Annotated in this window: 9 protein-coding genes and 2 pseudogenes; 7 read left to right on the plus strand and 4 right to left on the minus strand. The window is 38.0% G+C overall.

What is annotated here, in order from left to right; genetic code table 11:
• Positions 1-10 precede the first annotated feature (10 nt).
• The 3 genes from NLX67_RS06810 to NLX67_RS06820 all read right to left on the minus strand — a co-directional run bounded on the left by NLX67_RS06810 (position 11) and on the right by NLX67_RS06820 (position 2,159).
• Positions 11-838, minus strand: a complete 828-nt coding sequence (locus NLX67_RS06810; protein ID WP_254310835.1) for a protein-glutamine gamma-glutamyltransferase — start codon at positions 836-838, stop codon at positions 11-13.
• Positions 839-1,477: 639 nt separating this feature from the next.
• Positions 1,478-1,588 carry a YjcZ family sporulation protein gene (locus NLX67_RS06815; RefSeq protein WP_082091482.1) on the minus strand — a complete coding sequence of 37 codons (111 nt, stop codon included), beginning with the start codon at positions 1,586-1,588 and terminating at the stop codon, positions 1,478-1,480.
• A 385-nt stretch (positions 1,589-1,973) separates the two neighbouring features.
• Positions 1,974-2,159, minus strand: a complete 186-nt coding sequence (locus tag NLX67_RS06820) for a YjcZ family sporulation protein (RefSeq protein ID WP_046179285.1) — start codon at positions 2,157-2,159, stop codon at positions 1,974-1,976.
• A gap of 927 nt (positions 2,160-3,086) precedes the next feature.
• Between NLX67_RS06820 and NLX67_RS23185 the strand changes: the two genes are divergently transcribed.
• From NLX67_RS23185 to NLX67_RS23435, 3 genes and pseudogenes are all read left to right on the plus strand, one after another.
• The gene (locus NLX67_RS23185) at positions 3,087-3,419 is read left to right on the plus strand and encodes a gamma-glutamyltransferase (protein ID WP_254310789.1); all 333 of its coding nucleotides are present in this window, start codon (positions 3,087-3,089) and stop codon (positions 3,417-3,419) included.
• A gap of 6 nt (positions 3,420-3,425) precedes the next feature.
• Positions 3,426-4,394 carry a gamma-glutamyltransferase gene (locus NLX67_RS06830; protein ID WP_375143354.1) on the plus strand — a complete coding sequence of 323 codons (969 nt, stop codon included), beginning with the start codon at positions 3,426-3,428 and terminating at the stop codon, positions 4,392-4,394.
• Positions 4,395-4,570: 176 nt separating this feature from the next.
• A pseudogene (locus NLX67_RS23435) lies at positions 4,571-4,954 on the plus strand (IS4 family transposase); the annotation flags it as partial.
• Positions 4,955-5,515: 561 nt separating this feature from the next.
• Here the strand turns inward: NLX67_RS23435 and NLX67_RS06840 are convergent.
• Positions 5,516-5,896, minus strand: a pseudogene (locus NLX67_RS06840) (transposase); the annotation flags it as partial.
• A 122-nt stretch (positions 5,897-6,018) separates the two neighbouring features.
• Between NLX67_RS06840 and NLX67_RS06845 the strand changes: the two are divergent.
• From NLX67_RS06845 to NLX67_RS06860, 4 genes are all read left to right on the plus strand, one after another.
• A complete protein-coding gene (locus NLX67_RS06845; RefSeq protein ID WP_254310793.1) occupies positions 6,019-6,297 on the plus strand; it encodes a hypothetical protein in 279 nt (92 codons plus the stop codon).
• 430 nt (positions 6,298-6,727) lie between these two features.
• Positions 6,728-7,459, plus strand: a complete 732-nt coding sequence (locus tag NLX67_RS06850; protein ID WP_254310794.1) for a LytR/AlgR family response regulator transcription factor — start codon at positions 6,728-6,730, stop codon at positions 7,457-7,459.
• A gap of 306 nt (positions 7,460-7,765) precedes the next feature.
• Positions 7,766-9,376 carry a sensor histidine kinase gene (locus NLX67_RS06855; protein WP_254310796.1) on the plus strand — a complete coding sequence of 537 codons (1,611 nt, stop codon included), beginning with the start codon at positions 7,766-7,768 and terminating at the stop codon, positions 9,374-9,376.
• Positions 9,377-9,524: 148 nt separating this feature from the next.
• Positions 9,525-11,264, plus strand: a complete 1,740-nt coding sequence (locus NLX67_RS06860) for a sensor domain-containing phosphodiesterase (protein ID WP_254310798.1) — start codon at positions 9,525-9,527, stop codon at positions 11,262-11,264.
• The last annotated feature ends 597 nt before the right edge of the window (positions 11,265-11,861 follow it).

Genomic DNA, 11,861 nt, shown 5'->3' on the forward strand with positions numbered 1-11,861 from the left:
AAGCTGGTGATTAAAAATAGGACACATACCGATCAAATGGAATCGAGCTTTCATTATGCTGGACAACCATATGCTGAGGTTTATGAATCGAATAAACGGGCTGTGACATCGAAAGTTTCGCTAAATGCTTGAAAGATGGCCTCGCCACTACATTTGTCAGATAGGCTGGCTGATTTGACCCCGGCCTTCTCGTTTGGTTCAGCGCATGAATCATTTGTTCAGCTGTCCTTATTCCTAGCCCATGTCCGAAATACGTGCCATCCCCTAGAACAACAGCATTTTCGCCTCTCCAATAAGGGGTCTTCGGATCGAAGTCCGGATTATTAAAATAGACGACATCCCCGGGCAAAAAATGCCTTGTATAAGCTGCTCTTACTCCGAGGTCAGGATCCGCGTGCCAGCTGTATAAATAGATGTTTTGAAATAATTGATTAAATAAGGATTTCCCTATTAGGTTTAGGGCCGCATGATAATAAATAATGACCTTTGCCGCTGCACATTCAAACGCATACTGTGAACTATTTAGGTAGATATCTCGAATCGCGTCTGATGGTTTGACACCCTGCCGCAGCAGGAATCCGCCGGCACGCGTCAATTGCCAATATTGAGGATTGCAGCGAGAATTCGTAAAGTCTGCAAACCGTACATGGCTTTGATTCATGGTTCTTGCGCTCATTATGATGTTTTTTCGTAACGCAAGCTCAAACGATAGTTCACCTATGGATTGATACGAGTAAACGGCTGTATCTTCATTCATCCGTTGAATGATTATCCTTTCAATGCTGCCAGACGGCCACATGTCACTTTGCTGAAAGGGCCTCCCAGATAGTTGAATCATCATATACCTCGTTTCAAGCATTAATTTGCATTATTACTTAGCATATTCAAGCATCGTTTTAAGGTGTAGCTCTTCAAAATAAAAAAGCCCATCTTTTTTGGGGGTTAAACCCTGTTCGGTTTCTCGAGGAACTTGTATTGTTAATTCTTATAGCTTCACAATTAGTTTAGAATGTTGCAGGAATAAAAACACCAGTTTCTTCAAAACGATACGACTTTAAATAAAAAAGGTGTTTTATTCTTTCCGGTAGGTCATTGCATGTAATATAAAGACCACGGAATCTATGAAGTGGAACCATAAACCGTCTATACAAAAAAGCGACCCTTGCACGGTGGGCGCTTGAATGGTTATCGGAGGGTTTATGTGGTCAACATGGCCACGTTGCTTTTAACTTCCATACGCTTAATTTATCGTGTGCTTTATATTAAAACATTGGGAAATGGCTGCCTAGTGTGCAGCCATTTCCCAACGGTAAACGCAAATATATGTGCATATAGCTTAGTTTGCCCCGTCCTAGTCCCGAATTACAAGGGAGATCAGCTCGCTGTTCAAGAGATCAAAAAGGCTGCTAAAAATAAAACGGCCATTACCTAAAAAGTAATGACCGTTAACTGGCATTGTGGAGCGTAAACCAGAAAATTAGTATCCTCCCCAAACTGTTGCTCCAATAATGATTAAAAGGATGAATAAGACAACGACCAAAGCAAAGCCACTGCCGTAACCGCCGCCGTATCCTGCTACTGCACTCATTAAATTTCCACCTCCTTACCAAAAAAGTAATGAAGCAATTGTATAAACCAACGTTTCTGAATTGATCTATTTAATAAGATATGAACAGAGAGGCGCATTGGATTAAGCAATTGTCTCTACTGATCATTTTTTTTTGCGAAAGAAATTAGTACAGCAGGAATGAAGGGAATCAAATCTTTTCATTTACTGTAAAATGACTGATATGCCAGCAATGCGTTGTGATTCCACAATGGAAATCAACAGGCTGAAACCGAAGCAAGACGCAGATGCACGGCAAAGAGCGCCATTTCTAAGCGATTGAGAACTTCAGGGGGAAGCCGCTGAAATGGCGTCTGATAGAAAGGTGAATAAAGAAGGTTGATATGGCGTTTCCAGTCATTTTAAATTAATAGCGGCCGCTCATTGTAGCGCCAATAATGATTAAAAGAATGAACAACACTACGATCAGCGCAAAGCCTCTGCCACCGCCGCCGCGGACATAACCACCGCTGCAACCGCAACCGCACCCATAGCCATGACTGTAGCCGCCATAACCACGGCCATAACCACCGTAACCACCGAAAAGTCCCATACCATTTCACCTCCTTTATGAAAAGATAGCGAGCAATTATATAAATCAACGTCTCTTAATTGATCTATTCTATAGGATATGAACAAAAAAATATATTGGACTAAGCAATTGTCTCTGCTGATAATCTTTTTTGTCAGAGAGAATAATAAGCTGCCTCGTTTCATCGGAATCATGGGGTCTTGCCTCGACCGTTAAAAAAGCGAGGGGTGCGTCAATTTTCCGCAAATAAGTTTAAATCTGGGCGCTTTGTTTATGCAAGATTTCATGAAGGCGTTTGGCTGTCCGTCGGAGATCCTCGCAGCAATCAGCGCCAGTAATCGCCACAAACGCAGTCATACCAACGGTTGAGGCTGCGTTGCATAAACTGATACAAAAAATTGAATTGAACAGCAAAACCGAAGATGTTGAATTTGTAAATATGATTAAGAATTTAGTTATTAAAGATTTTTGTTTTTTTGATTCACACAACAAGAAAGGTTTAAGAGGCTGGAAAAAACAGATAAATAGCAGCGATTATTATAAGGATCATTTAGTATTTTCAAACCACCTGTTTGAAAATCAATTCCCATTATGTACTGTCCCTGTTCAGATGAGATTTAGATTAATGTAATTTTAATCAGCTTTGTTTTCTCTTAGGCTGATTTTTCAAACTGTACAAACATCTTTTCAGGAGAATAAAGTTAATTATCAACTCCGTGCCGTTTTTATTTACTTATTGGCATCCTCTTCATTACGGATAAACTTCGAGAAACTCTAAATAATAATTGAAATAAACGCTGGTTACATCTGATCTTCTGATAAAAGAATCCTTAAATCAACATGATTTCGTTACAAAAATAGAGTTTTTTACAAGAAGCAGAAATAACGTACCTTGTTCATCTCCGTTGCCGATAGCTGATAAACCAAAACAGAGACGGGAAAACATATATGAGACCCATGAAGAGTCTTGTTTTAAGTGTTATTAGCTTTTCCATGATGATAACTCCTGCCTATGCCAGTGTCCCCGGCGTAGACCACACAATGAAGGAAGCAGCAACGAAAGGGATTGTCTCCGCTTCCCATCCTTTAGCTGCTGAAGCCGGAAGAAAAATACTTGAGCAAGGTGGAAATGCGATCGATGCATCTGCCGCTATTCAATTATCTTTAAATGTTACAGAGCCGATGATGTCAGGGATTGGCGGAGGCGGTTTCATGATGATCTATATGAAAGAACGAAGAAAACTAATTAACCCTGAAAAAGCAACTGCTGTAGTGAAATAAGGAAATATATGGAAATACGAAGAACAAGAAACTTCTTCCCAAGCGGCTGTAAAAGAAGAAAATCCGGTTGGCCAAACCACCCACTTGTCCATCATGGATAAGTGGGGCAATATGGTTGCCTATACGACAACGATTGAGCAGGTTTTTGGATCTGGCATAATGGTACCCGGTTATGGGTTCATGTTGAACAATGAAATGACAGACTTTGATGCTACACCAGGCGGCGTTAATCAAGTTGAACCGAGAAAACGGCCAAGAAGCAGCATGTCGCCCACTCTTCTCCTGAAAGATGGAAATCCATTTATGGCGATTGGATCTCCAGGGGGACCAACGATTATCACATCTGTTGCTGAAACCATCATAAATGTGATTGATCACAATATGCCTATCCAAAAAGCGATTTTAACACCCCGCATCTATTCAGCGGGCTATCCAACGGTTAGATGGGAACCGGGAATTGATCAAAACACAAGATTAGAGCTCATGGCAAAAGGACATGTTTTTGAAGAAAAAACAGAACACCTTGGCAATATTCAGGCGATTATTTATGATTATGAAAACGGAAAAATGTATGGCGGGGCAGATAATACCAGGGAAGGAACTGTTTTAGGTGTTGATGCTGTGAGGTATACATCCAAACAGGCTGAAAAAATAAAAGAAGAGAGAAAAGGGCCTTTTATTTTAAAAGTAAATAACGCTGTATATCCTTATACAGCCCAGCAAATGAAACTGATAAGAGGAAATCCGTATATTCAATCCGATAAATTACTGCTTGGCTTAGGGGTCATTGAAGCAAAAGATTTAATCTTTTATAAACCAAGCAGGGGTTCGTATCTCCCTGGTATCGAAGTCGCAAATTCATTAGGATATAAAGTTAACTGGGATGAAAAAGGTAAAGTACTGCAGCTGGAAAAAGACTTGAATGACTATAATAATCCAAATGATGATGAAGACGGCGATATTATCACAAATTAAATTTTTATATTATATAACTCAACTTTCGCACCTGGAAAATAAGGGCTATTCGCTGGCAGTACTAGGCTTACGGGCTATCATGTATGAGACTTGACTCATCATGAAACACGAAAAAAATACCTCTTCTGTGTGTAATTGTCGAGAAAACACTATCACACAGAAGAGGTGCTCCCTATGTGATAGGCCCAAACAACCCATCTAATCAACCACTGCCGAAAGAATTGAACTCTGTTTTTTTCTGAGCTGGAGAGCCATAAGCATTTGCGCCAGGCCGGGATCACCAAATCCTTTGGCTTCAGCTGTGCTTATTTGTTTAAGCTCGTCTTTTGCCTGATTGTCCAGCAGAAAACTGGTTTTCTCTGCTGGAATCCAAGAAGGCTGGGCTGTTTCCAGCGAAGAATACGGTTTATCGCTTTCCCAGCCAGCCGACCTTTAACTGGCGCCGCTTCTTGTTGCTTTTAAGCGCTGCGGCCATTCAAAAGGTGGCCCGTCTGATGAATCATGGTCGGCCTAAAGTGCTGATCATCGATGATTCGGCTTACGATCGGAACCGCAGTAAAATAGAAGGAGATGGAGTGTGAACATCTTTTCACGTTCCATCTCCTTTATTTGTTCACTTTAAAAAGTTCAAGGAAGGTCTATTAAAGAAATGAACCTTTACTATAGTAGAAAATAAATAAAGGCAGCGTTCGCTAAATAAACGTAAAAATCTTTGACAATTAAATTCTTTTATTTTCATGTGAACGGATTATAAACTGACTTGAAATGTTCCTGATTATATATTTAGAGGCGTATTATCGTTATGAATTGACTGTAAAAAATAGATAAAAAGAATTCTATGACTTAGGATTTATAAAGTTATATATTTTGCAAAGGCAAGTACTAGAAAATTAAATAAAATACATCACGACCAGTGATTAACCACAATTAGACAGACTTATCCTGTTATTCTGGTAGTCATACAAAAAATGGACCAGCTCCGGCTCATAATCCACCAGCAGGCTGCCCTGAAGCAGCTGATGCTGGAAGGAAACAAGGGGCATTTGGCGAAAAACACGTCTCTTTTTTGTCTGATCAAACAGCCATTTGAGCAACACATACGCAATCAGCGCGGCATACAGCTAGTTAAAGACCACGTTCGATGTCGTGCCAAACAGCACCGGCACATTCAGGTTCTGTTCAATCCAGTGGAAAAACGATTCAATCGTCCAGCGCGCTTTGTACATCTCGGCCACTTCTTCAGCCGACATATTCATCAGGATGGCCACGACGCGGATTTCCCGCTCGTGGTCATCCTGGAAAAACACAACCCGGTGCCGTTTTTCCGAACGGGACTGTGGGGTGCCCAGGCGGCAGGTGATGTCGCGTATCACACGCGAGCCTGCCTGCTTCTGGCGCTGCGGTGACCGGATGGCTGACAGCTCGACGTTTTCCTTGATTCGAATGACAAAGTCCTGTGTGTCTGCCACAAACTGATCTATTCGGCTGATTTTAAAACAGGCACGGTCAACTAACCAAGATGAAACGCTTGTCCGTCAGCAGTTCGCCAACCGGTCCATCATGCTTGAGGCCCGTCGTCTCGACCACATTCAGCGGCATTCCTGTTTCAGAGGGTGAAGCTGAGGTGCAGCTTGATGCCGGCGCGCTCGCCGTGATCCGGGTTTTTCCAACGGTCATGGTCGTTGAATCGACCAGCAGGAGCTGGTTTGGGATCTTTATCGAGCGCCGGCCGGGCCGCCCGGCTGCACTGCTTCACTGTTTTGTGGAACAGCTCCTTTATCACGTGGAAGTCAAGGTGGCTCGCTTTTTTGGAAAGCGTGGAACGCTCCAACTGAGGGAGCCCAGCCTGGACACCGGCATCCGCACAGTGGCGGAAGCTTTTCCATTCGTGAAGCGCCGCTGAAATCAGGTATAGTGCGGGTACTTCAGCTGTACATTTTCAGGCGGTATCTCCATATCCAAGCAGCGCTTTCAAGCTGGCTGTCATCAAAAATCATCTTTTGAATCAATGTCGGGAGTATGGTATTCTGCTTCATAGGGGCATCTTCCTCTTTAGATGTTTGATCGTACTTACATTCTACAAGAAAGGTGCCTTTTTTGTATGCTTTTTTCAGAATATTACTGGAGAATCACCACGCGTGAAAATACATCTTAATTTTAAGAAGAATTGATTGTTGGATAAATACTTTTTTAATATAATTTATGGATTAAGTATAATCTTTTAAAGATTGGAAGGACAAATATGGTTGAATTACCATTGATTACACAAATAAACATTGGTTCTTCCATAGTAAAATAAAAGTTGTGGGTCTTTATTGAGAGGAGTGGTGATTTTGATTCCACTTAACATTATATTGGCAGATGATCACGAAGATTCTTTGGAAGTGTTAAAAATTTTTGTAGAACAACATCCAGATTTTAAAGTAGTAGATACATGTAACAATGGGGAAGAATTAGTTGAAAAAGTGGCAAAACATAAACCTGATTTAGTGATCGCAGATATTAAAATGCCTAAATTAGATGGCATTGAAGCGATGAAAAAAAGTATGCAATTTCGTCACGACTTAAAGTTTATATTTGTAAGCGGCTACGATGATTTTGCTGTGGAAGCTTTTAACATTTCAGCTGTTGATTATGTTGTAAAACCGCTAGAGATGGCCAGACTGTATGCTGCATTAGAAAAGGCTAAATTTATTGTTAACTTGAATGAAAAAGAAATAAAAGGTAGTAAAGGCAGTACTAAAAAATTGCCGTTTAAATTTAATGGTGATATGTACTATGTTCCATTCAAGGATATTTTCTTTATTGAAAAAATCGGAAAAAAATGCCTTATTCATACAAAAGAAAAAACTTTTGCAACGTACGAGAGATTAAGTGATTTATATCAATTACTTGATGATTCATTTTATTTAGCTCATCGTTCTAATATTATAAATATGGATAATGTGTTTTGTATTAAACAGAAGTACGAAACATACTTGGCTTATTTCCAAAATTTCAATAAATATGCACATATTTCTAGGTTGAAAATTAAAGAAGCACGTGAGCTTATTAGCCACAATTAGATAGACTGTTTTTGCACTGGGCAAAGTAATTGTGCAGAAATAAACCCGTTGCCGCATGCCATTCCAACGGTATTTTGGTTGAAACCGGCATAAAGCTTAATACCGGAATATTCACCGTGATACACAGCCTATAGAGGTCGGTTATTTCTACTGTAATCATCGCCGAATCCACCAGCAGCCGGTTGAGAAACTTGAATGTTCTTCGGGTCACCCGGATGTGCTTTTGGACGACGAGCGTAAAAAAATACAGCAGGTAAACGACTATTAAAAATCAATTTTTTATAACAGAAAATAAGGTGGTACGGTGTGGAACTAAAGGATAAAAACATTGAAATATATCAAAAGCCTCTTAACGACAGCTATTTTATATTAGATGAGAAGCTGTGCATTAAAGAGGTCCATATAGATAACTGTGATTTATTTACTTTACCAAACTCTTCATTAAAAGGAAGGCTGCTTAAAGATGTTTTAACTGAGGACTACTTACAATTTTTCGAACACATTTTTTCTCGAATTCAAAAAGGTACACCAGCCATTTTTGAATTTTCCATTAAAAATAACCTGGCAATGGAAGTTAAAATATATCCCTCCCGCTATCAAATCACAGTAGTTTTAAAGGATAAAACAAAGTTAACGCATATTAATCAGATCTTAAAAGAAAGCAACAAAAAGATATCATTTTTGTCGGAAGTTTCCAATGATATTATTCTTAGCAAAGAACCTAAACAGTTATTAACATCATTGTTTGATAAGATATCTGCTTATTTAGATTTAGATCTATATTTCAATTACATTTTAGATGATAAAAAGCAAAAAATAAGGCTAACAAATTATCAAGGAATTTCAGAAGAGGTAGCAAAGGAAATAGAATGGTTAGAAATGGGTCAGGCAGTTTGTGGAACTGTCGCAAGAGATCAAACGAGAATAGTCGCTGAAGATGTCAGCACTTCTTCTGACCCAATGGTACAGTTGATTAAGGGATTGGGCGTAAAATCTTATGTTTGTCATCCTCTATTTTCTAACGGTAAATTGCTCGGAACTTTATCATTTGGATCAAATAAAAGAGAAAAGTTTACATCAGACGAACTGGAAGTAGTCGATCAGGTATGCAAACAAGTAGCTATTTCTTTAGAAAGAGGATTTTTAATCACTAAACTTGAAGAAAAAAATGAGGCGTTAGAATATTCGAATTACGAATTAAGTATCGCTAAAGAAGAGTCTGACCAGGGAAATAAAGCAAAAACAGAATTTTTATTACTCATGAGCCATGAGTTTAGAACGCCATTAAACGCTATTAACGGTTTTATACAAATACTGCTCTCGGATTTACAAAACCCTTTATCGGAAGAACAAAGAAATCGTTTAGAAAAAATGAGGAAAGCCAGCAAACAGCTGCAATTTATGATTAACGATATTTTAGATTTTGTCCGTTATGATATTGGAACGCTCAACTTAGAATTCGACTACATGGATATAAACGATATCATTAATGATTGTATTCATAGCATAATTTCAAGTGCAAACAGGAAGGATATTAACATTTATTATCACGAATTAAACACGAATGTGCTTATTTATTCAGATTCGAAACGTGTAGAACAGGTAATAATTAATTTGATATCAAATGCTGTTAAATATAATACTGAAAGAGGAAAAGTTTTTATAAAAAGTACAATAGAAGATAAAAATCTAATTATTGAAGTTAAAGACACCGGTGTGGGGATTTCTGAAAATGAGCTTAGTCTTATTTTTTCACCATTCTATCGTTCTCCTTCTAATTTTCCTTCTATTGAAGGTACTGGAATAGGTTTGGCGCTAGTGAGAAAAATTGTAGATAAGCTGGGTGGAGACGTAAGTGTTATTAGCAGCGTAGGCAAAGGCAGCAGTTTTGTCGTGAAAATTCCTATTGGAATGTAGAAAGATTTTTTTGGAACTCGACAAAATAGTGAAATTATACATGTTGCCTTGATAATTAAAGTTATCACGAACGATCATTTTTTTAACGGATATAATCTTTTGACTATTTTCATTTTGTTCGTAAAGTATTATACGAGGAGGTGTTTAAATGAACTGCCAAGATCTACATCTTTATGCAAATTTAGATTCTGTAGCTGAGGAAGTATTGTATTTATTAAGTAAGACGATAAATGCCAATACCATTTTTCTAGCTAGTAATGATCAAATTGACAATTTTATTATAAAGTTATTTAACCGGGAAGAGATCTTATTTGAAGAAGGGGCTCGAATGCCGTTTCAAGATACACTTTGTCGACTTGTATTAGAAAATGGCCCTAGTCCCCTTGTTGTACCTAATTTAAGTAAAGATTCTTTAACACAGAACCATGTTATTACTCAACAGAGTGGTAACGGATCTTTCCTTGGGACTCCTATCTATACGGAGGCAGGCAAATTATTTGGAACACTTTGTGCTTTTGACTCAAAGCCTTATGAATTTACTACATTTGAAGTGAAACTGTTTAAGACCTTTGCTTCCCTGCTTAGTCACACAATTATAATGGAAGAAGCTCTTATAAGAGATTCTCTGACAGGCCTTTATAATCGAACTTTTATAAAAAGGTATTTTCATAGTAAAACAACAGAATTGAGTAACAATATGAGCGTTTTGTATATAGATCTGGATCATTTTAAAAGAATAAATGATACATTCGGCCATGATATGGGTGACTTTGTATTAAAAAAAGTGGCTGCTGTTTTCCAAAAAATTCTTCCTCAAAATAGTATTGCTGCGCGCCTTGGAGGAGATGAGTTCGTCATTTTACTGCCTGAATATTCATTAGAATGTGATGAGGCAAAAGGAGTAGCAAAAGGTATTTTAGAAATGCTATCTTCCGACCCACTCTGCGTTGAAGGAGAAGAATTTTTTGTTTCCGCAAGCATAGGAGTCAGCTGCTATCCAAAAGATGGAGAAGATATGGACAGCCTATTAAAGAGTGCTGATGCCACGATGTATACGGCCAAAAAGAAAGGCAGAAATAATGTTCAGTTCTATCAGCAAGGAATGAATGATTTGGAATCAAGGTATTACAAACTTGAAAATGCTTTGCGACAAGCATTAAAAAAGGAACAATTCGAGATTTATTATCAGCCGCAATTTGATCTCAGAAATAATAGATTTCAAGGGATGGAAGCATTAATAAGATGGAATCATCCAGAATGGGGAGATATTTCACCAAACGAATTTATCCCTATTGCGGAAGAGAGCGGTTTAATAGAAAAAATTGGCGATTGGGTTTTTGAGAATGTTTGTAAACAAGGTGTGCAATGGGAGAAGCAAGGTATTCCTCCTTTCTTCTTATCAATAAATCTTTCTCCAAGACAATTCGAAAATAAGGAATTAGCAGACCGAATTGATCAGATTCTTGAAGAAACTGGATATAATCCACACTTCCTAAAAGTAGAAATAACTGAAGGTATGCTTATTAACGATATTGACCATACCTTAACAGTGATTAAATCCTTAAAATCAATGGGGATTCATATTTCAATTGATGATTTTGGAACTGGCTATTCCTCTCTTTCTTACTTAAGCAAACTTCCGATCGATTGTATAAAACTAGATCGGAGTTTCACAATGAATTTAGACAATCAAGTGAATAGAAAAATTGCCAAAGCTGTTATAAGTTTAGCGAAATCATTAGATATTTTGGCAGTTGCAGAAGGTATTGAAACAAAAGAACATTTAGCATTTCTAAAAAAGCATGGATGTGGATGGGGACAAGGGTATTACCTTGGGAAACCTAAATCTATTGCAGAAATCGATATTAGCCAATACTTCCCTCAATAGATTTTTAATAAAAAATTGACTTTTAAGTTAACAACCACCTTTCAAAAGCATTTAATTTTTTACTTACTGATATGTGAGTGTTTGTTTTCGAACTTATACAATTCCTTTTATAGATTTACAGTTGTCTCTTTGAGTTTAATAAAATCAAACTTAAAAATCAGTTTGAATAAGGATGTTAATATGCTGGTTATTTTGAAAGGAATTAATTTTCAATCTTCTATATATTATCATGGCAATCCTTTCACTTTATCTATCGTAAACTGTTTCTTTCTGTCACGCGGTTACATAAATTCGCTTTGATTTAAAAAACAAGCGTTCATGCGGTGTATTGCATGAACGCTTGTTGAGTTTATACTGATTTTAGGGCTGTAAATGTACCATTTCCAGCGATTCATCCCATGTATTCTTTTGTTTGGACGTTTCAGTGATTAATGGGTTACAACCGTTTTAACTGACATGCGGAATTTCAGATTTATAGGCTTCCTTCAAGAAAATAGAGATGTTATCAGAATCGATGAATGGTAGTGACCCCTTAAAGTTAGAGTTTCAATTATGCAGCTAATTGGCTGGCATGAGTCCGGTATTGCACCGGGCTCA

It is taken from the genome of Domibacillus sp. A3M-37, assembly GCF_024213455.1.
Taxonomy (GTDB): domain Bacteria; phylum Bacillota; class Bacilli; order Bacillales; family Domibacillaceae; genus Domibacillus; species Domibacillus tundrae.